Below are 25,917 nucleotides of genomic sequence, written 5' to 3' on the forward strand. Positions count from 1 at the left end.
ATGGTTTATTTACTCGGAATCCTCATTCTCATAGGTTTATTGATTTTTTTGCTCAAACCTCGCATGGGGCGGGTTGACTTTGGTCCCTTTCTGGGCTGGGATTATGCTCACAGGGGTTTTTATGATAATAGCGGAGATGTACCGGAAAATAGTCTGTCAGCGCGCGTAACCAGCTATCTGGACAGCTACACAGGAGCTTTTATGGTGGAATCCTTCAATCCCCAGGTTGTCGCCTATTTTAAGAAACATCGCCCTAACTCTATTCGTAGACAATTGTCTGGTGATTTAAGTAGGCAAAAGGGGCTGATTTACTTTGATATCAAACACCTGCTGACCAATTGTCTCACACGACCAGACTTTATCGCCTACGAGCATGAATTTCAGAAAAATCCATCACTTAATCTAATTCGCCTGCTCTTTCGCATCCCTCATGTGGTCTATACAGTCAAGACCCCTCAAGGATACATTAACCATAAAAAACGCTTTGACATACAAATCTTTGAAGGCTTTGATGCCAAGGAAATGTAGTCAGAGCATTTCTTTTTAAAAAGAAGTTTAACAAGTTTTACTTTTTTACTGGATTTGCAGAAAATTTTCTGCTATACTGGTTTTATGAAAAAAATGAAACTTGGACAACTCCTGGATTTACCCACTTTTCACCAATTATACAGCATTCCTATCGAAAGAAAAGCCGAACAGCATGAGAATTATATAATCGTTTTTAGCCAGGGCGAAACGCTTTTTGTAGACAGCCAGAGTGAGAACGGTCAGACTTCCCAAGCCCGCTTTGCCAGTCATTTTACAAGGGAGCAACTCCTGATTGGCCTTGGCGCAGTCCCTCACGATAGCTTGGATACCTGCCGTATCCTTGACATCCAGCCAAATATCAGCCATAGAGGTGCTACGACACCTTATTTGCTGGAAAACTATGGTAGCTTGCCTCATTTTAAAAAAATGGCAGAGCGTTACCGAGTTCATGAACGGTCGATTATCTTTGACCCCTACCGCTATTCTTACACGGTAGATGAGAAAAAAATTGCCAAGGACAGAGGATTTACAATCGTTGACCAGAAGGATTACGAAAAAATCCGTGATTTCAAGCCTTTCTTGCAAACCAATCGTGGCACGGTCTATGCCCTTCCCTGTACGTATCATGACATCAAACGCCAGCAAGAAACCAAGATTTATATCATGGGCTGGTATTTTTATAACCAGCAAATCAAAATCTCCTGGAAACCGTCCCATTCACGAAAGGCCCGCTGGCGCTCCTCGATCATCTTTATTGACAAGATTACTGATAAATTCTTCTTTCAAGGAGAACTCTATAAAAAGGGAAGCTTCCCAATATTCTTAGAAAATCTAGCCCTTTCCACTGGAACCTCTCAAAAATTCCCCGCAGTTAAACAGACCTATGACCACTTCTTGGACACAGTAAACCAGCAGAAAATTGGAACCGGTGTACGGAAAAAGTAAAAACTGGGCATGAAACCCAGTTTTAGAATATTTACCTGTAGAACTAAAGGACATTCAAATCTTCAGCTGTCTCTTATGGCTGGTGGACCAGTTTGTTGTCTTTATCATAGATTTCGCCATTTTGGTAGACCCAGTAAAGCGAACCGTCATTCCCTTGTAGCAGATTGTAGGGAATAGACTCTGTCCGAGTATAATTTCCTTCAATGACAATCCAATCCTTGTCGCCTAAGATCATTTTGGCATAGTCAATGGTATCCTGCCCACTCTCTAGTTGGATCCCTATGTTTAATTCTGGAAAATCTTTTCCAGAAACTTTTGTGGTCTCAGAGCTACTGGTGCTAGTTGAACTACTTGCCCTTGTCGATGAAGAGCTGCTAGATGGGGAACTGCTGGTGCTTATCTGCCCTATTCTTGTTTTATTGGTGCAGGCACCTAAGAACATGGCAGATAGAAGTAAGATGGATAAACTGTTTCCAAACTTTCTCATAGCAAGACCTCCTACTCACGGTGAATGGTAAATCCTGTTGCTTGCTTGGTGGCCATGATCGTCATATCTGAAATCTGCACATGGGCTGGTTGATTCGTTATAAAAATGGTGCAGTTGGCAATATCTTCTGCCTGAAGTGCATCAATCCCTTGGTAAACTGTTGCTGCTCGCTCCTTGTCTCCATGGAAACGCACCTGGCTGAAGTCCGTCTCCACAATTCCTGGTTGCAATGTTGTCACCTTGATGTTTTTATCAATGGTATCAATGCGGATACCGTCGCTCAAGACCTTGACAGCAGACTTGGTTGCAGCATAAACAGCCGCACCTGCATAGGCATAAATCCCAGCAGTTGAGCCGATATTGATGATGTGACCATTATTGTTTTCTACCATTTGTGGCAAAATCTGGCGGGTCACAGTCAACAGACCACGAACATTGGTATCAATCATAGTCAACATATCAGCCAAATCATATTCTTGGAACTTATCCAGTCCCAAAGCCAGACCAGCATTGTTGACCAAGACGTCCAACTGTCCAACTTCTTTCATAATCTGCTGGCACTGCTCTATAACTTCTTCTACATTTGTTACATCAAACACAGCCAAAGTCACATTGATGCTAAAACTTGTTTCCAAGTCCTTTTTAATCGTTTCTAGCTGTTCCTTCCGGCGCCCAGTAATAACTACATTATCACCGTTTTTGGCAAAGGCATATGCAATGGCCTTCCCAATTCCGCTACTTGCACCAGTAATCATACAGGTTCTTGTCATCTTGGCACACCTCCGTTCATATTTCTATTATAACACTTTTTAAGAGGGAGGGTTAAAAAAGATTGATAAGGCGCATCAGATACATGTTAAATTGGACCTGGCGTGAATAGTACATATTGCCCCCGTTGACATAGAGCTTGCCGCCATTGACAAGAGCAAGTGGATGCCAGTAGGTATAAGTTTCTAGACTAGTATTACCCAAACTTGGTGCGACTACTGTTTTGGAATACTCCTCAGCCAAATTCAGGGAGTTCTCACCTCCATTTGCAGCCACATAATCAATATAGGTCTGCCCAAAATTGTAGGCCTGAACTGCCGTCCAAACATCCACCCCACGTTCTCCTGCCAGCTGCAAATTCTGACTGAGATAGATAACACCTTGGCGGATGCTCTCCTTGCTATCTGTAATGGCATTAATGTAGCCTGTCGCAGATTCACTGGACTGCATAACGTCGACCTGTTTTCCCTTTGTCTCTGTATAAATCATAGCCAGTACCAATTCTTCATTTGCTGCGGTATCATTTTCAGCCAGGACTTCTTGGACCAAGGGCTGAAAAGTCATGACCTGCTCAACCGCATGATAGGTCTGGTACAATTGATAACAAAGAAAAACAAGGACGACAAGAAAAATCGTTCTTGTAATTTTTTTCATTTATTTACTCTTAATATCTTCGATGTTTTTAATCAAAATGGAGTAGGTTCCGTTAGGATTTTGGATGAACTCCACCGACTCTGCATCCTCATAGACTGAATTCGGTACAATCAGCTCTATGCCATTTGATAGGGACAATTTCTGATTTTCAAATTTTTTGAGCTGACGGCTGGCATCAATCTCATCAAAGGAAACCTTATCTGGGATGACTTCCTTCAGCTGGTCGACAAAATTCAAGCGGGCTGTGAGATTGTTGTCAAAAAGCTGGTCGGCCAATTTCTCAGGCGATAACTCATTATCCTCTTCCAAATGATTATAGATAGCCGACTTGACCCTGGACTGGAATTGGAAATCCCCCTGATGAAAACTATCCGCAATTTTTTGTGCGGTCTGCTCAAGGGCCTTAATGGATTTTTTGGCAGAATGAGCTGGTGTAACTTGCAAAAGATTATCTGAAAAATAGTTGAGAAAGGCTCCGTTGTGCTTGATTCTTTTCTCAATCAGGTGGTATTTGTAGGTCTGCAAGTTGATGATGAGGGCTTCGTCAGGTGCGGAGCCTGGACCAGGCAGATTGTTCTGGGTAATCTTCAACGGGCTGTCGCTTTCCGAGCCAACGTGGGCCAGGTTTTCACGTAGAGAAATCCGCAAAAATCCAAAATGTTCAATTCCATTTTTCTCAAAAGCCACAAAAATCAAGTCATTGGTCTTAAGGTTTTCAGAAATTGAAAACTCTTCCTTCCAGAGATTGGCAATTTTGACCGAATTTTCCATCAGATTACCTGACAGATTTTCTAGGAAGGGATTTTCCGAATCAAATTGGCCAGTTTTGGCCTCGTCTGAAAAGACACGTTCAATTTTTTTGCGTAAATATTCTTCTATTTTAGGACTGACAGTCAAAAGCTGGTCGGCAAGGACCAGCTCTGTATCGTCAGGACTAAATTGATGTATGATTGCTTGTTTTACAAATATATCCATTTTTAATTTTCATAGAGTGGGAAGCGGTCTGTTAAGCTGCGAACATCTTGGCGGACTTGTTCCAACAAAGTTTCATTTTCAGCATTTTTCAAGGCTGTAATGATGAAGTTAGCTACCTGGCGACACTCTTCTTCCTTGAAACCACGAGCTGTCACAGCCGCTGTCCCGATACGAATACCAGAGGTCTTAAATGGAGACAGGGTTTCAAAAGGAATAGAGTTCTTGTTAAGGGTAATGCTTACTTCATCCAGCAAGTTTTGGGCAACTTTTCCGTTTTCAACGACTTTGGTCACATCAACCAAGAAGACATGGTTGTCTGTTCCACCAGAAATAACACGGAAGTTCTCGTCAGCTTTGAAGACATCTGCCATAGCCTGACAGTTTTTGATAATCTGGCTTGCGTAATCTTTGAAGGCTGGGTCCAAGTTTTCCTTGAAGGCAACAGCCTTAGCAGCAATAACGTGCTCCAATGGACCACCCTGCATACCTGGGAAAACTGCAGAATTGATTTTCTTAGCCAATTCTTCGTCGTTGGTTAAAATCAAGCCACCACGAGGGCCACGAAGGGTCTTATGAGTGGTTGTGGTAACAATATGTGCATGTGGAACTGGATTTGGATGAAGACCAGCTGCAACAAGACCTGCGATATGAGCCATATCTACCATCAAGTAAGCACCAACTTCATCAGCAATTGCACGGAATTTTTCAAAGTCAATGGTACGAGAATAGGCAGATGCACCTGCAACAATCAATTTGGGTGAGACTTCTTTTGCACGAGCCAAAATTGCATCGTAGTCCAAGACTTCTGTCTCCTTATCAACACCATAAGCTACGAAATTGTAAGTCTTACCTGAGAAGTTGACAGGAGAACCGTGGGTCAGGTGACCACCAGCTGACAAATCCATACCCAAAACAGTATCACCTGGCTGGATGAGCGCCATATAGGCTGCTGCATTAGCCTGGCTACCAGAATGCGGTTGTACATTGGCAAATTGGGCACCGAAAATTTCCTTAGCGCGCTCGATAGCAAGATTTTCAATCACGTCAACTACTTCTGTACCACCATAATAACGTTTACCAGGATAGCCTTCCGCGTATTTATTAGTAAGAATAGATCCCTGAGCTGCCATAACAGCCTTAGAAACGACATTTTCAGAGGCAATCAATTCAATATTGTGTTGCTGACGTGCTTCCTCGTCCTTAATCGCATCCCAAAGTTCTTTGTCAAATTCTTTATAATCAACTAAATCGAAAATCATCTATGATACTCCTATTTTATGGTTAGACGTGGGTCAATCTGCAAATTCAATTTCAGGTACAGCAGCCAAAATTTCTTCCTTGGTGATGGCACCTTGACGCAAAATTCGTGCTTGCTGACCAGAAAGGTCCAAAATGGTCGAATCTACACCAGTCAGGGCTTGATCATCCTCAAAGCCTACCAGCTCTTGAGAAAACTGGGCCTGAATATCCTGGAAATATCTTCCGCTTTCTTTTCCTGATAAATTAGCAGATGGACCAATGAGAGGGCCAATCATGTTTATCAATTGTAAGGTTATTTCGTGCTTTGGCACCCGAAAACCTACAGTTGCCAGACCTGAATTTATCCAAACAGGAACATTATTGTTCGCTTTTAGGATAATTGTTAGGGGACCAGGCATAAAACTATTATACACTTTTTCAAGAAAAAAGGGAGGATTTTGACTAAAATAATGGATATCGTTCAGGTTTGACACATTTAGGTTCATAGCCTTATCGCGCGGGCGTCGCTTGAGTTCATAAACATAATTAACAGCAGTTTCCGACAGGGCCTTGGCAAAAAGCCCGTAGACGGTCTCCGTCGGCATAATGACTGCACCGTCGTTTTCAAGAATTGTTCGGAATTTATCCATTATCATCAGCAACCACCTTTCTATCCTGGCCAAACTGGTCCTTCAGTACTCGGACATTTTTTTCTGGGAAATGCTGACGCAGCAAATCAGACACCTGCTGCCCTTGTTTGTAGCCAATTTCAAAGTAGATTTTTCCATTATTAGTCAAAAATTGACCAGCTTGCTCAATGATATTTCGATAGATAGCCAAGCCATCTTCTTCTGCAAAGAGCGCTACATGTGGCTCTGATGCAAGGACATTTAGCCCGACCTCAGCCTTATCATCTGGCGAAATATAGGGCGGATTGGAGACGATGATGTCAAAGGTTCCAGAAATATTTTCAAACAAATCGGACAGGATAAACTGGACGTCAACCTTGTTGCGCTCAGCATTTTCCTGGGCTAAAGTCAGTGCGTCGGGTGAAATATCTACTGCAGCTACATCCCAATCTGCTCTAGCATGAGCAAGAGAAACTGCAATAGCACCGCTGCCAGCTCCAATGTCCAACACTCGTAAATTAGCTCTGCTATTTTCCGACAAAACCAAATCAACCAACTCCTCTGTCTCCGGTCTCGGAATAAGCACCCGCTCGTCCACCTTGAAACGCAATCCGTGAAAGTCCTCGTAACCTAGGATGTACTGAGCTGGCTGATGCGCTTTGAGCTGCTGAAAAATCTGCTCGATTACATCCCGCTCCTCAGCCGACACTTCTTGACGAAGTAGCAAGACAAAGGCGGTCAGATCAAGATTTTTCAGACCTCGATAGACAAAAGAGAGGCTCTCAGGCTCCTCTCCCACTGCCAAAAGCTCTGCCTCATAGACAGAAAAAAGTTGGGCGTATGTCATTACTTATTCAGCTCTTCCAGTTTTTGCGTTTGATCATAGAGTACCAAGGCATCGACAACCTCATCCATCTTACCAGACAAAATGGTGTCCAGTTTTTGCAGGGTAAGACCGATACGGTGGTCGGTCACACGGTTTTGCGGGAAGTTGTAAGTACGAATCCGCTCCGAACGGTCACCAGTGCCGATGGTTGACTTGCGCTCAGCATCTTGCTCGTCTTGGGCAATTTGGGCAAAATGGTCAGCCACACGCGCTCGGATGATTTTCATAGCCTTGTCACGGTTCTTTTGCTGGGTACGCTCTTCCTGCATTTCGACCTTAATGTTGGTCGGCAAGTGAACGATACGAACGGCAGTCGCCACCTTGTTGACGTTCTGACCACCAGCACCAGAGGCATGGTAAATGTCGACACGAAGGTCTTTTGGATCGATGTCATATTCCACTTCTTCTACTTCTGGCATAATTAGGACAGTTGCTGTCGAAGTGTGGACACGGCCTTGGCTTTCCGTTACAGGAACCCGTTGAACCCGATGAGCACCTGACTCGTACTTGAGTTTTGAATAAACGGATTGACCAGAAACCATAGCCACGACTTCTTTGATACCACCGACGCCGTTGTAAGTGGCCTCCATTACTTCAAAGCGCCAGCCTTGGCTTTCTGCGTATTTTTGGTACATGGTCAACAAATCGCCAGCAAAAAGTGCGGCCTCATCACCACCAGCTGCACCACGAATTTCCAAGATAATGTTCTTGTCATCGTTGGGGTCTTTTGGTAAGAGAAGGATTTTTAATTTCTCTTCATAGGTTTCTTTGTCAGCCTTGGCTTGTTTGAGTTCTTCCTTGGCCATTTCTTCCAAGTCGCTATCGCCAGAAGATTCTTTAATCATTTCTTCTGCATCGATAATGTTTTGAAGTACAGTCTTGTATTCGCGGTAGGCTGTTACTGTATCACGAGTTGCCGCTTCTTCCTTAGACAACTCCATAAAACGCTTGGTATCGCTGACCACATCAGGGTCAGACAACAATTCACCAAGTTCCTCGTAGCGATCTTCCACCGCCTGTAATTGATCGTAGATGTTCATAAAATTAAGATACAAAGCCCGTTAAACAAGCACAGTCAAAATAGGAATTTCGGCCAAGTGTTACAAACACTTGGAGAAATTATCTTTTTGACACAGCTTGTAGGGCGTGTTCGATTCCTTTCTGTAATATGTAGGTCAAGAAACAGGCACAGTTCGTAGCCCGAATTCAGTTCCTTTCTTAAAATTTGGAAGGAACACACTTCTAGTTATCTTATATGCGTGTTCCATTCCGATCTCTAAATATGGACAGATTTGTAATTCCATATTTCTTTTTATGATTCAAAATGGCTAAATTTCTGGCGAAAAATAATGTTTGCGGCAAACTGGGATATAGGTTTCGTTGCCTCCGATTTGTATTTGCTCTCCCTCGTAGGTCGGTTTGCCATCCTGCGTTCTCAAAACCATTGTCGCTTTTTTAGAACAATATTGGCAAATGGTTTTGATTTCTTCAATCTTGTCCGACAAGAGTAACAAATGTTTCGAGCCTTCAAACAATTCATTTCTAAAATCATTTTTAAGACCGAAGGCCATAACTGGCACACCGAGTTCGTCTACCACACGGGCCAGGTCATAGACGTGATGACGTCGGAGAAACTGAGCCTCGTCGATGAGGACACAATAAGGAAGCGGGTCCATTTTCTCAATATAACCAAATACATCCATCTGGTCGTCAATGGCCACCGCATCTCTTCTCATGCCAATTCGGCTAGAAACGATTCCGAAAGCATCACGGGTATCCAGTGCCGAAGTCATAATGACAACGGGTTTTCCCTGCTCCTCGTAGTTGTGGGCTACCTTGAGAATTTCAATGGTCTTACCAGAGTTCATGGTACCGTATTTATAGTATAATTGAGCCATTTTTCCTCTTCCGTTCTAAAATTTCACTCCCTCCATTCTACCATAAAATCACTATTATGGGAAAGAGAAAAACAAGCCCAGTTGAGCTTGTTTGGAAATCATGGTCACATGAATAAATTTAAAACCAACTCTAATAGCATCTCACCCCATTTGGGCTTCCATTTATAGAGAACCAGGATGGTGTAAATAGCAGAAAACAATGTTATGGTTACCAGGATGGGTCCGATGATGGTGCTGATTGGAAACACTGCCATTGCAAGATCAAGGGTAAATATACCTAGTAACAAAGCTAAGATGATGCGGTATGCAGGTTTCAAAACAGTCCCTCCTGTTTTATCTACTCGCAACCAATTCCGTCGCCATCTCTGTCTAGGTGACTTCCATAACCAGGTTGACCTTGATAGACCGGAGCTGCTCCTGCTGCTCTCGCTGCCTTACAGTTCGGATAGTAAACATTGCTCGCAGGTGCTTGCGCAAAACCATGGATTTGACCTTGTGATTGAGCCGCCGCTTGAGCCTGGGCTGCAGCTCGCTCCTCAGCAATTCGTTTGGCCTCAGCCGCCTGGCGCTCTTCCTCCTCTTTACGAGCCTTTTCTGCGATAGCCTTCTCAGCATTCCAGTATTTGATGACAACCTTGCTATTTTTCTTATAAACAGTATCCTTCTGGGAATCCCAAGCCTTCCCATCTATTTCAATAACGCTCACCTGACCATTTTTACTGATATCATCTGTTTCGGTAGCAACTTCGGAAATCTGAGTGAAGCCCGCAGCAGTAAATAACTCCTTATTTTTTTCTACTGTTGCATTTGAAATATTCTTAGGTACTTCAGCAAAGTTTGAAAAATCATAGTAACTGATGACGATTGGCGTTGCTTTTTTTAAGATAATATCTTGCTTGGTATCTAGTCTTAGTTTCTCACCATCTACTGTAATATCGCGGATGGTCCCGTGTTTTGATTTGTCCTTTTCTTCAATTTTATCCCACTTTACCTGTGTAAATCCGACTTCAGTCAGGGATTTTTCTAAATCTGCCTTATTTTTAGTCTCCAAAGCATCCTGTGGAAATTTCAAATTGTCCTTGCTAGCATCAAAATAAGTTACTTTGACAGGAAGACTTGTCGAATAAAAGTAGCCTTTCTGATAGGAATAGAGACCAATTTCCAAATTCTCTACTTGATCGTGCTTGTCATTATTTCCATCTGCCAACAACATAACAGAAGATAGCTCAATATTGTCAAACCCTGCCTCTGTCAACTCTTTTTCAAGCTCAGTGACATTTCCAGGATAGGAAAGATTGCTTAATTCAACCGCATCATCTTTTGGGGCATGATAAGATATGGAAATCGGTACATTTTTTGAGGCAGTCCCTTCTTTCCATTCTTCGCCATCAACAAGAACAACTTCTACCTTACTACTTTCATCAATTTTTCCGTACTCTAAATCTGCAATTTTTAAACTTTCCTTGATATTTTCAAATCCAGCCTCTTTATAGATTTGTAGAACTTTTTCAATAGGTTGGCCGTAAACTTGTTCTTTCGCCGGCAACTCAGCAGTCGTCAATTGAATTCCTGCAACACTTGCTACCAGCAAACCACCTGCTACAGTAGCTGTTTTTCTGTTGAAAATCTTTCTGATTTTACCTTGATTTTTAATCTTACCTAGCATATCTATCTCCTTTCTTTCACAATATTATTATATAGAACAAAGGATAAAATTGCAATTATTTATAAAATACTTGAATAATTTTTTTACTGTGATAAAATATTCAACAAAAAGGAGAATTTATATGCCATTTGTACGTATTGATTTATTTGAAGGTCGCACTGAGGAGCAAAAAATTGCCCTAGCTCGTGAGGTGACAGAGGTTGTTTCGCGTAATACCAACGCCCCGAAGGAAGCTATCCATGTCTTTATTAACGACATGAAAGAGGGAACTTATTTCCCGCATGGTGAAATGAAATGCAAATAAGCAAAAAGCTGACTTGTCTTCTTTCCAGTCAGCTTTTTGCTTATTGCTTATCTTTTTTTACAATATATCGTAAGCGTAGATTCAAGGAAATCCCGCAGGTGAATATCCCGACAATCAAGCCAATCCAGTAAGCTTTTGGTCCCAAGTCCGTCAGACTATCCAGCAACCAGGCAATAGGGAAGGTCATGGACCAGTAGGACACTAGGCCTAGCACAAAGGGAAAGGTGGTGTCCTTGTAGCCCCGTAAAATCCCCTGAATCGGTGCTGTAAAGGCATCTGCCAGTTGGAAAAAGAGGGCAAAGACCAGGAAGTCAGATGTTAAGGCGATAAATTCAGGTTCTATACCATAAAGACCTGCTACCATTTCCCGATTAAAATAAAGGAAAGTCAAGGTCAGACTGGCAAAGAGAACGGCTGTCAAGCGGCCAATCAGACTGTACTGCTGGACATCTTTCAGGCGTTTTGCCCCGTGTTCGTAGGAAACCAGAATAGGCAGGGCCATGGAAATGCTGAGCGGGAAAGCATACATGAGAGTCGCAAAATTCATAGCTGCCTGGTGGGCCGCAATGGTCTGCGCAGAATATTTGGACATGTAGAGCCCGACCACTGCAAAAATGGCTACTTCTGCGAAAACCTGTAGACCGATGGGAAGACCGATTTTTACTCCTTCTTTGAGTATGGCAGGATTAAAGGATGTCCAGTCCCACACTTGGTAGGATGCAATCTGCTTATTTTTCCTCATGACCAGGACAACCACTGCTAAGACTGCCCAATAAGCCAAAGCAGTCCCAAGTCCAGCACCTGATCCGCCCAGGGCCGGCAGGCCCAATTTCCCATAAATCAAGAAATAGTTAAAGAGGGTGTTAAAGGGAACCAGGAGCAACATGAGGTACATGGACAGTCGGGTCAGACCGAGAGCATCGAAAAAGGACCGGCAGACGCTGAAGATGAGAAAAGGCGGGATGCCAATGGAAATATAGTAGAGATAGAACAGAGCAACTCCTGCAACTTCAACCTCTAAGCCCAGCCAGCTCAAAATAGGCCTAGCAAAAACAAAGACCAAGATATACAAAATTAAGGCCAAAAAGCCAGACAAATAGACAAACTGGTGAAATTCTTCGCGAATCTTGTTCTTATCGCCCTTGCCCAGATGATGGCCGATAATGGGAACCAAAGCCGACACAATCCCTGTCAAAAAGGAGAAAAATGGGTTCCACAAACTGGTCGCCATAGAAACACCCGCCAAATCAAGGGTACTAAACTGTCCCGTCATCATGGTATCGATGAAAGAAGCCGAAAAGTTAGCAAATTGATAAATCAAAATCGGCAGAAAAATTTTTAGAAAGAGAAGAAACTTTTCTTTTATTGTTTTAGTTGGATACATAATCGGTCCTTTAATCTTAGTCAATCTATTGTATCAAGAAAAGGACCTGCACTGCAAGTCCTCTATTTCATTACAAACATAAATTAAATCGAATCGCCGTTCCAGATGGAATTTTTCACGACGACATAGTCCACATGGCGCAGGCTGTTCAAATCACGACCACCTGCGTAAGAAATGGATGACTGCAGGTCCTGTTCCATTTCCACCAAAGTATCCTTGAGATGCCCCTTAGCTGGCAGGAGAATTTTCTTGCCTTCTACATTTTTATAAGCACCTTTTTGATATTCAGAGGCCGATCCGTAGTATTCTTTGAATTTCTCGCCGTCCACTTCAATGGTTTTACCCGGACTTTCAATATGCCCTGCAAAGAGGGAACCAATCATGACCATGCTGGCACCGAAACGGATGGATTTGGCAATGTCACCATGCGTACGGATACCACCATCCGCAATAATGGGTTTACGAGCCGCTTTAGCACACCAACGAAGGGCTGCCAGCTGCCAACCACCTGTACCAAAACCTGTCTTAACCTTAGTAATACATACTTTACCCGGACCAATGCCGACCTTGGTTGCGTCAGCACCCGCATTCTCCAACTCACGAACCGCTTCAGGCGTCCCAACATTTCCTGCGATAACAAATGTCTCTGGCAACTCTTTTTTAATATGCTTGATCATCTTGATGACACTATCCGCATGACCATGCGCAATGTCAATGGTGATAAATTCGGGCACATCGTTTTTCAAGCTAGTCACAAAATCATATTCGTAGTCTTTGACACCGACCGAAATAGAAGCAATCAAACCTTGGTCATGCATCCGTTTGATAAAGGGAATGCGTCCTTCTTCGTCAAAACGGTGCATAATGTAGAAATAACCGTCCTTAGCCAGCATCTCCGCTACATCCTCATCAATAATGGTCTGCATATTGGCTGGAACTACAGGAAGTTTGAAACTGTACTTGCCCAAAGTCACCGTCGTATCCGCCTCAGAGCGGCTGTTGATGATACACTTGTTGGGAATTAACTGAATATCCTCATAGTCAAATACCGGCATTTCGTTGTACATAGCTTTACCTCATTTTCTGAACAATCTTACGAAAAATACATTGTTTTTTCGTTTTTAAATCAACTTACAGAATAAATTATATACTATCGTTTGGTTTTTGTCAAATATAAAGCCATGCAGATGATTAACGTTCGCTTATTCTCAATTATCCAACATTTAAAACGTCACTTCATTCGTATTATTCGATTTTTGAGAATATTTTAGAACAAATTCAAAAAATCATTCTTGTTTTCTGAATGAAATTGTCCTAACAATCAAAAAAATCTCCAAAAATTGAAGATTTTTTAATCAAATTCATATAACTGCGGAAATTTTGCACATTCTGGATTTTTCGGATGGCAGACTTCCCGTCCAAAATAAATCATGGCCTGATGGGCTGGGAGCCAGAGTTCTGGTGGCAAAACTTCCATGACCCGTTTTTCTGTTTCCAGTGGCGTAGCGGATTTTTTAACAATATCATGGTGTTTGCAGATGCGACCGACATGCGTATCCACCGCAAAAGCTGGGATGCCAAAGCCGACACTCATGACGACGTTGGCGGTCTTGCGGCCTACTCCAGCCAAACTTTCCAATTCCTCGCGTGTCTGTGGAACTACACCGTCAAATTGATCCAACAACTGCTGGGCGCATTCTTTGAGGAATTTAGCCTTGTTACGGTAAAGACCCAAGCGTGAAATATAGGGCTCAATGTCTTTGACCTCGGCTGCTGCCATAGCCTCTGGTGTTGGATAGGCCTCAAACAAGGCAGGTGTTGCCTTATTGACCGCCGCATCTGTCGTCTGAGCAGACAACATGACCGCTACCAGCAGTTCAAAATGATTTCTAAAATCCAAACTTGGCTTGGCATCTGGATAGAGGGCAATAATTTCTTCAATCACTTTTCGTGCACGTTTTTTTGATAATACCATGTAAACCTCTAGTCCTTATTTCTTGAAAATTCTCTTGCTCCTTGGAACATATAGCGAATATTGTCCGCTATTTTTATTTCTGGTAGCATCATTTTTCGTTTTCGTATGGCAAATTGCAGAATCAATAACCAATACCAGTTGGCTGTCATCCGCTTGAAGATTGCACCTTTTTTTCGACAAAATTCTGGTGAATTAGACCGATCCCAATAAGAAGCTCTAGCATCTATCAAAGTTGCAATTTTGACAGGATAACTATAAATTTTCAATCCCTTGCGAAGAGCATCGAATAATAAAATATTTTCTTCACCCGAGCCATATTTGGCCCCAATTCCAAACCGTTCATCAAACACAATTCCTTTTTGTAATATACTAGATTTTTTAAAGCTAATCTGCACAGAAGAGGTTCTCATTGCCCCAAGATGATAAATTCTTCCTTTTTTCAATGGTTTCTTGGCCAAGGTTGCCACCTCATTGTCTACATAAAAGACAATCACATCCGCATCTGGAAATTCCTGATAGGCCTCAGCCACAATCTCCTGGTAGTTATCGACAAAAACCATGTCATCATCTGCAATTTGACAAATCGCATGCTCAGGTGCTAGGGCAAGAGCATCGTTTCTACTGGCACTCAAGCCCAAACGATTGGAATGCAGTATGGTCGAACGCTCTTTTGTTACCAATTCAGACTGCTCACGACCTGACCGATACTGATTAACAATAATCGTGACAACAGATGTTAAATTCATCGTCTCAAGTAATTTGTCTACATTGTGATTATCCACTGTTGCTACTAATACAACCATTCCTATATCCTCCTCTTCACAGCGTTATAGGCATACCCAATGAAGGGAATAATCGTTTGAATTAAGGATAGACCTTCTACTTTTCTAAATAGATACCATGTCCGTTTGATGGCCTTTAGTTTGTTTGCAGATAAGGAAGATTTGACGCGGCGGTAGATAGACAGAGCTTCAGGTAAGCTATAAGCGTAACCTGTAACTTTCAGTATCTTCCACCAAGTAGCAGTATCCTGTCCTCTACGGACATCAGGCATCGCAATCTGCTCTTTTGTCAACTGGTGTAAATCCAGCATAACGGTTGAAGTGAAAATCGTGTGATTGCGTAGCGATTCCTGGTAAGAGATTTTAGCAGGAACTTTGACTATTTTGTTTAAACTTGTACCGTTTTCGTCAGCAAATTGGTAGGCTGTAAATGTAAAAGCATGACCGTTTGCTTCTGCGAAGGCAAGTTGCTTTTCTAATTTTGTTGGCAACCAAAGGTCATCTGCGTCTAAGAAGCAAATATAGCGACCATGCGCCGCTGCTACCCCTTTATTCCTAGATATTGCCACCCCTGAATTAGTGGGATTCTCCAAGAGATTCAAATCGGGTACCCAAGTCATCATCTCTTTAACAAGGACAACAGACTGGTCTGTCGAGCAATCGTCTACCACGATAATTTCATAATTCTGATAGGTTTGTTTTAAAACAGAGTTAATTGTCTCAGTAATATAGTCAGCCGCATTATACATGGGTATAATTACGCTAACCAATGGACGAGATAGGTCTTTATTCATTGCATATCCTCAGCAAATATATTTGAAAATTAGTATCTATTATAGTAATATTAATAGCGATAATAGACGAGAAGGAAAAAAACAAAATGTCTTTACCATTAATTTCAGTAGTTATTCCCAACTACAATAGAGGTCATCTACTGCAAGAAGTCCTCAAAAGTGTCATTAGTCAAACCTACTCCAATTGGGAAATTATTGTTGTGGATGACTTTTCGACAGATGACTCACTAGCTGTCCTAAAGCAATTGCAGGAGCAAATCCCTCAGCTTATTGTACACCAATTAGCTGAAAATAGTGGCGCTAATGTTTGTCGCAATAAGGGCGTTGAGCTAGCTAAAGGTGAATTGATTGCCTTTCTGGATTCCGATGACTATTTCTTGCCAAGTAAGTTAGAAAAACAAGAACTTATCTTCCGAAAATATCCCGAAGTAGGATTTGTCGTGACTGGATTTGGCTCAACTGCTATCCATGTACCATCGGAAGGACTTCTGAATGTTGGAGATACTATTTTACAAAATAATCTCGGTGGTTTCTCAACCTTGATGGTAAAAAAATCCTTGTTCCTACAGATTGGTGGCTTGGATAACAGCTTATTAAGCTGTCAAGATTGGGATCTCTTTTTAAAACTCCTAGAAGTTTCCAAGGGCTATAAGATTTTGGAAGACCTAGTTGTCTATGAAATTCAAGATGACAGCATTTCAAAAAACAGCAACAAGGTCATTCAAGGTTATCAGGTTGTTTCCAAACGTGCTGCCGAGATAAATAGCAGACTAAAACTCGTGCCTGAGAGAAAACTAGCTAGCTACCAGGAATATTATCTAGCTCTGCGCTACTATGGTTTGAGAGACATTGGTCAAGTACGCCATCATCTGTGGCAGTCACTGCGTATCCAACCAACTCCACTTGCAGCTATCTATCTCCTTGTTTCTTGTTTTGGGTGGCAAGCCCTTCGTGGTTTTATTAACCTAAAAAATAAAATAAAGTAAAAACTTAGAATCTGTGTTCACAAGTTGTAAATACAGGTTCTCAGGAAACAAAACCAAGCAAGAGGGCTGACAGCTGATAATTGGTTGGCAGTAGATACAAAATAGCAAGACAAACAGGATAAGAATGCTCATTTTTTAAGAGACTATACAAGTATTTGTTCTTTCTGAAATCCAATCTTTTCAGGTATGCTTTAGCAGATTGATAGGTTTCTTTATTGTTTTCTTTGATGGAAACCATCAATAATTGCAAGAGCGCCTCAATCAATTTAAATTCATAATACTCTTTATGATTCTTGCAATTTTTAAGCAAAAGCTCGCAGGAAGCAACTGATTCGAGAATATTCTTTACTCGGAAATCTGAACTGAGCGAATTTGCACAAATACGATAGGTGTACATTTGCTCGTGGACACTGGTGATCTGATTCGCTGCAACCATTAAGTCAACATAGACACCATCACTATTTCCTTTTAAAATTATGAAACCCTTCGCATCATTCTACCAAAAATGGTTTTATTTTTCAAAAAATGTTACCGAAAAATTCACAAGGAAAGGCTTGGAATGAATACAAAATCACTGAAAATCAACGGGATTATTTCCCTTTTGAACAAATGTATTTCAATCGTCTGTAGTTTAATTCTCCCTCGGCTTTTCATCACAGCTTATGGTTCAGAAGTCAATGGGCTCATGTCCAGTATTACTCAATATCTGACCTTGATTAGCCTATTGGATATGGGAATGGGAACTGTCGTCCAAGCTGCTATGTATAAACCATTGTTGGACCAAGATTATGGGAAGCTGTCCACCATTTATTATAAGTCTCAGCAATTTTTCAATAAGATTGGACTCTTTTTAATCGTTTATGTCGGTGCGCTCTGCCTCTTTCTCCCTCAGGTACTGTCCAGCCATTTCTCACAGCAACAAATAATGAGTCTGATTGCTATTCTTTCTCTGTCGCATCTCCTTCAATTTTTTGTTGGCATCACCAGTCAAATCATTTTAGGCTCTGATCAAAAAGCCTATATCAAGGAAATCTTACAAGGATTGACCAATATTGCCAATCTCTTACTTTCCATGTTTCTCATTAAACAGGGACAAACTGTATTTCTAGTTAAATTCGTTTCAGCATTGGTCTTTATAATCCCACCAATCTCTATCAGTTACTACGTCCACAAGCATTACCATATTTCCAAGCAAGGAATTGATAAAAACTTTAAAATCAACCAACAATGGTATGGAATTGGTCAGCATATCGCCTATACTGTTCAAGAAAGTACCGATATTGTCATCCTTTCTATGTTCTCAAGCTTGAACAGTGTATCTGTCTATGCGATTTATAACACGGTCTTTCAGGGAATTAAAACTTTTCTCAATGCAGCAACCAGTGGCTTGCGTCCCTTTCTTGGGCGTGCCCTACATTTGGACGATCACCAACTTCTCTTTCGGCAATTTAGAAAGTTAGAATGGCTCTTACATACTGGTTCAACCATTGTCCTTGCGACAACCTTTCAATTGGTGACGCCATTCATCCTTCTCTATACGGATAAGGTGACCGATGCCAACTATAACCAGCCTTTATTTGGCTATATCATGACGATTTCCCTTCTTCTCTACGCTATTCGTTTGCCTTACCGGACCTTGGTTTTCGCTAGCGGAGAATTTAAGAAAACACAGTTTGGAACCTATACCGAAGCTATCTTAAACTTAGCGATTTCTCTGATGTTAGTTGTACCTTTAAACATTGTTGGCGTTGCCATCGGTACAGCTGTTTCACAAACCTTCAGTCTGGCCTATTATATCTGGTATACCTACCGTTTTATCATTACAGGTCAACCCGTTTCAATCTCTAAACAATTACTGATGGATGCGGCTATCTTTACCTTGTCCAACCTCCTGCTCCTTCCATTTACTGGAAGTATTGGTTCCATTGTCGGTTGGATTGTCTTTGGCAGCATCAGTATCCTTGTCACAACCATTATCAGTTTGATTATCAATTATGCTTTCTCTCGGAAAGAATTATTTGACTTTTTAAAACGAAAACTGCCAGCATAAGAAATACCATACTAGTTCAAGACAAGTTTGTCCATCTAGTATGGTATTTTTCTATATGGCTACGCTAAGGTAGATTTAATCCTTCCACATCTCTTGCCGATAAACAGCATAGACTACTGAAAGCATGATGATGAAACTATAATCTCCATACATACTCCCCGTTACAAAGAATTTCAAAAAGAAGGCTGAGACTGCAAAAACGACAACTTTCTTATTGGTCATAGATGCTCGGAAAAAGGTTGTGCCGATAAAATAAACGAGAAAGAGCAAGATCATTGTCCCCAAAACCCAACCAAAGCTCAGATAGGTTTCCAAGATAAAGTTATGGACATACAGACCATCCGGCATCAAGGTTCTGTCAAAAAAGACACCGTTGATTTCCCCACCCATGATTTTCAAATGCACGATAGCCGTCTCTATCATAAAATTACGTCCCGTACTCTCTCCAATAATCCCTTGATTGATTCGATTGAGGATATAGGATCCTTCTATATGAACAGAAGCAAGTACCCGTCTGAGAAAAAGAAAAATTCCTGCGAACAGACCTATACCAGAGAAAATTTGTAAGAAGGTTTTTAAGGTTAGGTGACGCAGGACTTTTTTTTCAATCAAATCTATGAACAAACACAGGAAACCACCCACTGCCAACCAAATCAAGGGACCACGCGCCCCATAAATAACACCTTCTAGCAACATAACAATCGCAATGCCTGCTTTCAACAGGCTTGGGCGATGAATAAAATTAAAGACAAACAACAGCCAAATCGGTAACAAGTTATAGGAATATGGCATGTAATTCGTCGCATTATGAAAGACATATTTTGCGATAAAAGCACTGACAATAATCACATAATTCATATATTCTATGAACTTGCTGGTAAAGAGATAGGAAAAATCAGTTATTCGAGATAAAATCAAGACCGCATAAGGTAAATAAAAGGTGTAAATCATCACCATCTCAACCCCTGTAAAAGTCCTTTTGACAAATCGATTACTGGTCAAATACAAAATAATATACAAGAGATAGATGAAATATAAACTCGTCAGCCGTTTCATGGACAAAGGGAAACGCACAAAGATAACAAAAGCAAATAGATAAATAAGCGCATAGAAGAAAAAGATGCTTTTGCTCGCGAGATAGGCAAATCCCAGCCGTTGTAAGGCCGTCGCCATCACCATACTGAGGGGATAGATGCTAATCGAGACATAAAAGAAAATGACACTCCACTTATTGAAGGTATTATTCTCCATACCTGTTTACCCATAACACAAGTTTTTCCCTACAAGATTGTTGTAGAAACATCGATTGTGGCCCTCCCATATCCTGTTCTTTCCGGCGTTCGTACAATTTATGTACTCCTACTTCTCTAATCATTTCTCTTCCTTCGTCTGATAATATTTACTAACACCATATTATAACACCTCGATTTCAAAAATAGAAATAATAGATATTCTCGAACACAAAATCCCCATTTTAAAAGTGCCCAACCACGGATAACAGGCTCCTCTGTGCTATAATAGTAGCAGACAGAAAGGAATAGATAAAATATGGTAGCGCCTAAAGTTTCTATTATCGTACCCGTTTACAATACGGAACAATATATCGCGGAATGTATCCAATCCATTCTCCAACAAAGTTTGAAGGATATTGAACTGATTTTGGTCAATGATTGTTCAACAGACCGTTCTTTGGAGATTTTAAAATCGTTTGAACAAGAAGATAGTCGTGTTACTGTGATTGACCTACCTGAAAATATGGGGGTCGGCGATTCTCGCAATAAAGGCATAGATATTTCTAGTGGCGAATTCGTTGCCTTTGTCGATTCAGACGACTTGGTCAAGGTAGATATGTTTGAAAAACTCTATCAGCAAGCCAAGAAAGATCAGGCTGATTTAGTATTGTGCGACACAGGTACTCTCTCATCTGATGGACGCGAAAAAACTGTTTGGCACAAGCCAATCTATGGGAAAGCGAGGCTGCAAGACATCTATCACAATACACAACCCACGGCTCGCATGGTCGCTCGAACACTGATTGACCAAACGAACTTTCGTTTTCTATCGGGTATGGGTGAAGGTATCTATTTCGAGTTGATGATTGCTGCTAACACTATCACAACGGTTCCCGAAAAACTCTATATTTACCGTTCGCGTCAAGGCTCGCTCAGTACCACTCCTAATCCTGATAACAACCGCAAGTCTATGGAAAATAGCCGCATTATGGGCCAACGTAATCCTGACTATGCTGATTATTTCACCTTCAAAATGATTGAAGATTTACTTCAAATGGTCGCTAATGCAGTCAAAATCGGTGACAAAACAGCCTATCAGGATGCTGTGACAGAGCTCGAAAAATTAAACTACAAACAAAACCCATTTATTCCAACATTTTATAAAGAGGAATATAGCTGGCACCGCTATTATCTCAAAGTCTATTTACTCCCAGCAAATTATTATCTGGGTCGAATGATTTCCTTGTTGCTATTTAGATAGTCTGCTGATGTACAAAAGAGTTGAGCCAATGCTCAACTCTTTTTACAATCTAATTTTTCTAATCCTGAGAACCTTGTTCCCGACCATAATAATACTGGTAGGTATCTTTGTTCTCTTTAGGAACATCGTTCATGACATAGCCAAGCAATTGTGCATCGACATTGTTTAGCAAGCGCAAGCTTTTTTCCAATTCATTTTTCTGAACATATCCTTGACGTACCACCAATATCATGCCATCGACCTTTCGAGCCATAATCTGAGCATCCGTCACACTGTTGACAGGAGGCAAATCATAGATAACAAAATCAAAAGAATGTTCTAATTCTTCCATCAGACTTGTTATATTATTAGATAATAATAATTCCGCTGGATTTGGTGGGATAGCACCCGAAGTTAAGACATAGACTCCCAAATCTTCAGGATAGTCTAACAAATCTGCAAATGATTGTTTTGTGTCAATCACTAAGTCAGTCAATCCACGTAAATTGGACAATTTAAAGGTCCGGTGAACGGTTGGTTTTCGCAAATCAGCATCGACAATCAGTACTTTATTACCTGCCGCAGCTAAACTGTGGGCTAGGTTAGCAGAAACAGTTGATTTACCTTCACCTGGTATGGACGAAGTAACTCCAATGGAAGTAATTTTGCCACTTAACTGAGCATATTGCAAGTTGGTACGTAGCACACGGATTTGTTCCGCATTTAAGCTAGTTGGCTGGGTTGCAGAATACAGTGGCGACCCTTGTAATTGTTGTTTATTTAGTTCTCTTTGTCTTCTTTTTCTTCCAAAAAACATCAGCATACTCACTTTCTAAGATGCTATTTATCTAATTTATAATGGGCATTACTGATTTCACTAGCAGTCATATCATATAATTCCGTCAGTAATGTTAAGTTCTGCGCCTGAAGGTAGGCATCATTCTTCACTGTTTGATCAAATAGATTTCTAGAAATGATGAAGCCAAATGATAGGAAGATTCCTGCCAGAATACCCGTCACGACATTTTTGATAATACTAGGTGAAACTTTATTGGCATTGTAAGAAGCAGGTGAGAGGACGACCACCTTGCCAAATCCTTCACTGTAAATATCTTGCAAGGTGTCACTAAAGACCGTTGTAATTTCCTCAAGTACAGCCTGGGCTTCCTGAGCATCATCCATACGCAAATTGACTACAAAGGCTTGAGAATCTTCTGTCTGAGTGAAGGTCAAGCGCTCTTTCAAGTAATAAGCCGGATATTTACCACCAAATGAATCTGCAACCTTACCCAAGACAGGCACACCAAAAAGAATATCTCGATAGGTCGGAATCATTTCAAGGTTTGTTCGGATTGAGTTAGCCGCACTGACATAAGCATTCTGATTGCCAACATCAATAGGATCCTGAGCAACCAGCAACTGAGCGCTAGATGCATACTGGGGAGCAACAGCCAAACTAGCGTATAATCCCATAAATGCTCCCCCAATGAGAGAACCAATGGCAATGATCACGATATTTTTCTTAAAAAGTGCTATCAACTCAAAAATATCTATGAAATCATCTCTCTGTTTATTCATTAACTTGTTTACCTTTCATACGGTGAGATTTTTTCCAAACAACATTATATCAGAAAGTTTCTAAATGATGTATTTCTAGGACTGCTTTCTATTTGACAACGATCGAATAAGCTTCCAATTGCTTCAAGCTCGTGATTTTGTTGTCAGTATTTTCATCTACACCCTTCGCACTTAACTTATCCAATAAGATATTCAATGTACGCAATACCAGTTTGAGATCATAATAGAAAGAATAGCGTTGAATGTACAATAAATCATACTTTAATTTACTATTGAAATCTGAATTATAGGTCCCGTAAATCTGAGCATAGCCTGTCAAGCCAGCTCTTACTCTATGCCGAAGATGATAATAGGGACTCTGTTTTTCATATTGTTCGACAAAGTGAGGACGCTCGGGTCTCGGACCAACGATAGACATATCTCCCCTTAAAATATTAAACAATTGTGGCAATTCATCCAGGCGAGTCGCTCTTAAAAATTGGCCCAAGCGTGTTACCCGACTGTCATTAGATGTAGCAAGGACTGGTCCAGACTGACCTTCAGCATTATTGACCATAGAACGGAATTTTAAAACTTGAAACAGTCTGCCATTCATTGTGACACGCTGCTGGGTATAGAAGACCGGGCCTTTTGAATCCAGCTTGATTGCTAGAGCGACTAAAAGCATGATAGGCCATGTCAGCATCAATAAGACTAATGAAATAAGAATATCAAATATTCTCTTGAAAAAACGTTCCACTTTTGTAAGCTGAAAGGTCTTAAACCCTATGAAAATATCATCGCCGAATTGATAGATGGAAGACTGAATTTCCAGACCAGAACGGAAATATACAGCATTGTAAATCCCCTTATTCTCCCTTATCAGCATAGTGTAAATTACTTCTCGATCTCTTCCGACCTCACCAGCAAAATAAACTGCATCAATATCATCGAGATAGTTGCTGACATTTGTAGCAAAATCTGTCGTAAAGGCATGAGTGACAGTAAAAATCATATGTTCAAACTTCATCAGATTTACTACTGATTTGACTACTTCATCCTCATGTCCAATAACACATAATCGTTTACCACCAAAAATTTTCCGATAAACATATAAGGCCAGATAATTATATAAATGAGTACAGCTTGTGGCCAATAATAGAGCTAGTAATAAAGTAGGCCAATCTGGATACCTTATCAGGTGAAAGGCTGCTAAGATTGTCAGAATAACAAAGACAATCAGCTGAACTGAAGAGGTTACATAGGTCAGCGTTTTATAAGACTTGTTGTAAAAGTGATGATTACCAGCCATCAAAGCTACCAGAGCCTGAATACCCCCGATATAAGCATATTCCAGTGTAGACAAGGACTTGTCACAAACAATGGCAAAACTAATCGAGAAAATGATTGCGCTAATTGCAAGATAGAAGATGTGAAATAATCTTCTATATTCCATATTATTCCCTTCTTTCTGTTTATGATATGGATTGTCAAAAGAGATTTTTAGTAAATACTGAATAAACTTAATTATCCAACGAAAAAACTACTTCTCTTAAAATTACCAATGAAAAATATATTTTTGTAATTTTATACATTTGTATTCCGAGCTGTATAGTAATTATTTTCCAGATAGAATCCTTTAATACATCAAACCATTTTATCATAAAAATGATGAAATTATTACTAATTATGCTTATTGAAAATATCCTGAAAACGTTTCATATCAGTCGTTTTTAATTAATACTCAACTAAAATCAAAAATAGCCAAACTCCAATCTCTACGTACAGTTGATTTGAGTTGAGAAGGAGATAGGTTTTGAATAACCTCTTGAAGTTTATCAATAACCTCATTCAAGCTTCTAAATATCTTATTCTTGAAACCACGTTTGCGGATTTCGGCCCAGACTTGCTCAATAGGGTTCATCTCTGGTGTGTAAGGTGGAATAAAGGTAAATTCTATATTCTCAGGGATATTCAATGTCTGAGATTTATGCCAGATGGCATTGTCCATGACTAGAATAATGTAGTCATCTGGATAATCTTCTGACAATTGGTCTAGAAATTCATTCATCCAATCACTATTACAACCACCTGCTATGATGAAAAATGATTCTCCTGAGTAGGCGTCCACAGCACCATAATAATAGCGATATTCACGGATATGGTGACTTGCGACACTAGGTCTATACCCTTTTGGAGCCCAAGATTTTCCTAGTTTACTAATAGGACCAAAACCCGCCTCATCCTGATACATAAGGCGGATTTTTTGATACGATTTCCCATTAATAAAGCGCTTACTCAACCTCTCCTCGCATAAAGATTTTATTTTTAGACGCTAAAATGGCTTCCGCATCTGCTTTTTTAGGATGTTTGGGGCGTGGGCTGACTTTTGTTGCTTACTGCGTAAGCTTTAGCTCCCACCTCAAAGAATCTCTTGATTCTTTGAACCAACCATGGCGTTTTAAGAGAGCGTATAGTCCTTCTCAAGTCGTTTTTCGACCAACTTTTGCCTGATAGGCTGCCAAAAGAGAATTAATCGCACCAATTCTCCCTTAAGAGCAGAAGAAAGTTGCTCATTCAGGAATTGTTCTTCCTCTTCTTGTGTCATGTAGGCGCGACGACGTCCGCCACGATTGTCAGTAAGGAGTGCCTGTAAGCCTCCGTCAAGATAGCGATTCAAGAGGTTTCGAACTGTTTGATGGACAAAGCCCACTGATTTTGCGCTAGCTGTTAGGTTCTAGTTTTCTGAGTAAAGAATGAGAGCCTGAATTTTTCTGTGATGTGGAGCATTTGTCTTGTCTCTGAGGGCTTGTTTTAATTCGTGAACTTGAGTGGGGGTGAGTTTGTTTGTCATAATACCATTAAGCCACTATTTTTGATTTTTTGTTAAATATAACTTATTCATCACTTCATTTTACCACAGTCTTCGATTATTTAT

Annotated in this window: 27 protein-coding genes and 1 pseudogene; 6 read left to right on the top strand and 22 right to left on the bottom strand. The window is 40.8% G+C overall.

The genetic code is table 11. From position 1 onward, the window contains the following. Positions 1 to 528 (top strand): hypothetical protein, encoded by a 528-nt coding sequence (locus ACHBGV_RS02070; protein ID WP_394735552.1) that lies wholly within the window; start codon positions 1 to 3, stop codon positions 526 to 528. Positions 529 to 612: 84 nt separating this feature from the next. Next, positions 613 to 1,473 (top strand): hypothetical protein, encoded by an 861-nt coding sequence (locus ACHBGV_RS02075; RefSeq protein ID WP_394735553.1) that lies wholly within the window; start codon positions 613 to 615, stop codon positions 1,471 to 1,473. Positions 1,474 to 1,546: 73 nt separating this feature from the next. Here the strand turns inward: ACHBGV_RS02075 and ACHBGV_RS02080 are convergent, their stop codons facing one another. The 11 genes from ACHBGV_RS02080 to ACHBGV_RS02130 all read right to left on the bottom strand — a co-directional run bounded on the left by ACHBGV_RS02080 (position 1,547) and on the right by ACHBGV_RS02130 (position 10,675). Continuing rightward, positions 1,547 to 1,960 carry a hypothetical protein gene (locus ACHBGV_RS02080; RefSeq protein WP_394735554.1) on the bottom strand — a complete coding sequence of 138 codons (414 nt, stop codon included), beginning with the start codon at positions 1,958 to 1,960 and terminating at the stop codon, positions 1,547 to 1,549. An 11-nt stretch (positions 1,961 to 1,971) separates the two neighbouring features. Continuing rightward, positions 1,972 to 2,730: an SDR family NAD(P)-dependent oxidoreductase gene (locus ACHBGV_RS02085; RefSeq protein WP_394732861.1), complete on the bottom strand. Its 759-nt coding sequence runs from the start codon at positions 2,728 to 2,730 to the stop codon at positions 1,972 to 1,974. A gap of 52 nt (positions 2,731 to 2,782) precedes the next feature. Beyond that, positions 2,783 to 3,382 (bottom strand): lysozyme family protein, encoded by a 600-nt coding sequence (locus ACHBGV_RS02090; protein ID WP_105123334.1) that lies wholly within the window; start codon positions 3,380 to 3,382, stop codon positions 2,783 to 2,785. After that, positions 3,383 to 4,357 carry a nucleoid-associated protein gene (locus tag ACHBGV_RS02095; RefSeq protein WP_125266349.1) on the bottom strand — a complete coding sequence of 325 codons (975 nt, stop codon included), beginning with the start codon at positions 4,355 to 4,357 and terminating at the stop codon, positions 3,383 to 3,385. 2 nt (positions 4,358 to 4,359) lie between these two features. Further along, on the bottom strand, positions 4,360 to 5,616 hold the full coding sequence (gene glyA, locus ACHBGV_RS02100; RefSeq protein ID WP_394735555.1) for a serine hydroxymethyltransferase: 1,257 nt from the start codon (positions 5,614 to 5,616) through the stop codon (positions 4,360 to 4,362). Between the two features lie 33 nt (positions 5,617 to 5,649). Beyond that, positions 5,650 to 6,252: an L-threonylcarbamoyladenylate synthase gene (locus tag ACHBGV_RS02105; RefSeq protein ID WP_394735556.1), complete on the bottom strand. Its 603-nt coding sequence runs from the start codon at positions 6,250 to 6,252 to the stop codon at positions 5,650 to 5,652. Then, entirely contained in the window at positions 6,239 to 7,072 is an 834-nt protein-coding gene (gene prmC, locus ACHBGV_RS02110) for a peptide chain release factor N(5)-glutamine methyltransferase (protein WP_172096266.1), read from the bottom strand. The genes ACHBGV_RS02105 and prmC overlap by 14 nt, the downstream gene beginning before the upstream one ends. Next, positions 7,072 to 8,151 (bottom strand): peptide chain release factor 1, encoded by a 1,080-nt coding sequence (prfA, locus tag ACHBGV_RS02115; protein WP_257117683.1) that lies wholly within the window; start codon positions 8,149 to 8,151, stop codon positions 7,072 to 7,074. The genes prmC and prfA overlap by 1 nt, the downstream gene beginning before the upstream one ends. 288 nt (positions 8,152 to 8,439) lie before the next feature. After that, positions 8,440 to 9,009: a thymidine kinase gene (locus ACHBGV_RS02120; protein WP_105123339.1), complete on the bottom strand. Its 570-nt coding sequence runs from the start codon at positions 9,007 to 9,009 to the stop codon at positions 8,440 to 8,442. A gap of 104 nt (positions 9,010 to 9,113) precedes the next feature. Beyond that, positions 9,114 to 9,326, bottom strand: a complete 213-nt coding sequence (locus ACHBGV_RS02125) for a hypothetical protein (protein ID WP_394735557.1) — start codon at positions 9,324 to 9,326, stop codon at positions 9,114 to 9,116. 20 nt (positions 9,327 to 9,346) lie between these two features. After that, positions 9,347 to 10,675, bottom strand: coding sequence for an excalibur calcium-binding domain-containing protein (locus ACHBGV_RS02130; protein ID WP_172021450.1), 1,329 nt, complete (start codon positions 10,673 to 10,675; stop codon positions 9,347 to 9,349). A 121-nt stretch (positions 10,676 to 10,796) separates the two neighbouring features. On the opposite strand from ACHBGV_RS02130, the gene ACHBGV_RS02135 reads away from it, so the two are divergent. Next, the gene (locus tag ACHBGV_RS02135; RefSeq protein WP_257117682.1) at positions 10,797 to 10,979 is read left to right on the top strand and encodes a 4-oxalocrotonate tautomerase; all 183 of its coding nucleotides are present in this window, start codon (positions 10,797 to 10,799) and stop codon (positions 10,977 to 10,979) included. A 40-nt stretch (positions 10,980 to 11,019) separates the two neighbouring features. Here the strand turns inward: ACHBGV_RS02135 and ACHBGV_RS02140 are convergent, their stop codons facing one another. The 5 genes from ACHBGV_RS02140 to ACHBGV_RS02160 form a co-directional block, all read right to left on the bottom strand. Next, on the bottom strand, positions 11,020 to 12,363 hold the full coding sequence (locus ACHBGV_RS02140; RefSeq protein WP_394735577.1) for an MATE family efflux transporter: 1,344 nt from the start codon (positions 12,361 to 12,363) through the stop codon (positions 11,020 to 11,022). 83 nt (positions 12,364 to 12,446) lie between these two features. Beyond that, positions 12,447 to 13,430: a GMP reductase gene (gene guaC / locus ACHBGV_RS02145; protein ID WP_105160907.1), complete on the bottom strand. Its 984-nt coding sequence runs from the start codon at positions 13,428 to 13,430 to the stop codon at positions 12,447 to 12,449. A gap of 284 nt (positions 13,431 to 13,714) precedes the next feature. Beyond that, the gene (nth, locus tag ACHBGV_RS02150) at positions 13,715 to 14,338 is read right to left on the bottom strand and encodes an endonuclease III (RefSeq protein ID WP_105110158.1); all 624 of its coding nucleotides are present in this window, start codon (positions 14,336 to 14,338) and stop codon (positions 13,715 to 13,717) included. 8 nt (positions 14,339 to 14,346) lie between these two features. Further along, on the bottom strand, positions 14,347 to 15,141 hold the full coding sequence (locus tag ACHBGV_RS02155; protein WP_172059278.1) for a hypothetical protein: 795 nt from the start codon (positions 15,139 to 15,141) through the stop codon (positions 14,347 to 14,349). Positions 15,142 to 15,143: 2 nt separating this feature from the next. Continuing rightward, positions 15,144 to 15,914, bottom strand: coding sequence for a glycosyltransferase family 2 protein (locus ACHBGV_RS02160; protein WP_394735558.1), 771 nt, complete (start codon positions 15,912 to 15,914; stop codon positions 15,144 to 15,146). 86 nt (positions 15,915 to 16,000) lie between these two features. Here ACHBGV_RS02160 and ACHBGV_RS02165 point away from each other — a divergent pair, with 86 nt between their 5' ends. Then, positions 16,001 to 16,900, top strand: coding sequence for a glycosyltransferase family A protein (locus tag ACHBGV_RS02165; RefSeq protein WP_105110155.1), 900 nt, complete (start codon positions 16,001 to 16,003; stop codon positions 16,898 to 16,900). Positions 16,901 to 16,940: 40 nt separating this feature from the next. On the opposite strand, the gene ACHBGV_RS02170 is transcribed toward ACHBGV_RS02165, so the two are convergent. Beyond that, on the bottom strand, positions 16,941 to 17,336 hold the full coding sequence (locus ACHBGV_RS02170; RefSeq protein WP_394735559.1) for a hypothetical protein: 396 nt from the start codon (positions 17,334 to 17,336) through the stop codon (positions 16,941 to 16,943). A 123-nt stretch (positions 17,337 to 17,459) separates the two neighbouring features. Between ACHBGV_RS02170 and ACHBGV_RS02175 the strand changes: the two genes are divergently transcribed. Next, positions 17,460 to 18,950, top strand: coding sequence for a hypothetical protein (locus tag ACHBGV_RS02175; protein WP_172059281.1), 1,491 nt, complete (start codon positions 17,460 to 17,462; stop codon positions 18,948 to 18,950). A 75-nt stretch (positions 18,951 to 19,025) separates the two neighbouring features. Here the strand turns inward: ACHBGV_RS02175 and ACHBGV_RS02180 are convergent, their stop codons facing one another. Then, entirely contained in the window at positions 19,026 to 20,201 is a 1,176-nt protein-coding gene (locus tag ACHBGV_RS02180; RefSeq protein ID WP_394735560.1) for a hypothetical protein, read from the bottom strand. A 297-nt stretch (positions 20,202 to 20,498) separates the two neighbouring features. Here ACHBGV_RS02180 and ACHBGV_RS02185 point away from each other — a divergent pair, with 297 nt between their 5' ends. Further along, positions 20,499 to 21,443 carry a glycosyltransferase family 2 protein gene (locus tag ACHBGV_RS02185; RefSeq protein WP_394735561.1) on the top strand — a complete coding sequence of 315 codons (945 nt, stop codon included), beginning with the start codon at positions 20,499 to 20,501 and terminating at the stop codon, positions 21,441 to 21,443. 58 nt (positions 21,444 to 21,501) lie between these two features. Here ACHBGV_RS02185 and ACHBGV_RS02190 read toward each other — a convergent pair whose 3' ends face one another. The 4 genes and pseudogenes from ACHBGV_RS02190 to ACHBGV_RS02205 form a co-directional block, all read right to left on the bottom strand. Further along, complete coding sequence (locus ACHBGV_RS02190; protein ID WP_394735562.1) at positions 21,502 to 22,245, bottom strand: CpsD/CapB family tyrosine-protein kinase; 744 nt, start codon at positions 22,243 to 22,245, stop codon at positions 21,502 to 21,504. 17 nt (positions 22,246 to 22,262) lie between these two features. Then, positions 22,263 to 23,000 (bottom strand): YveK family protein, encoded by a 738-nt coding sequence (locus ACHBGV_RS02195; RefSeq protein ID WP_394731455.1) that lies wholly within the window; start codon positions 22,998 to 23,000, stop codon positions 22,263 to 22,265. 88 nt (positions 23,001 to 23,088) lie between these two features. Next, positions 23,089 to 24,435 carry a sugar transferase gene (locus ACHBGV_RS02200; protein WP_394735563.1) on the bottom strand — a complete coding sequence of 449 codons (1,347 nt, stop codon included), beginning with the start codon at positions 24,433 to 24,435 and terminating at the stop codon, positions 23,089 to 23,091. A gap of 288 nt (positions 24,436 to 24,723) precedes the next feature. Continuing rightward, positions 24,724 to 25,833 (bottom strand): annotated as a pseudogene (locus ACHBGV_RS02205) (IS630 family transposase). Positions 25,834 to 25,917: the final 84 nt, after the last annotated feature.

It is taken from the genome of Streptococcus sp. A34, from assembly GCF_043674115.1.
Taxonomy (GTDB): domain Bacteria; phylum Bacillota; class Bacilli; order Lactobacillales; family Streptococcaceae; genus Streptococcus; species Streptococcus suis_V.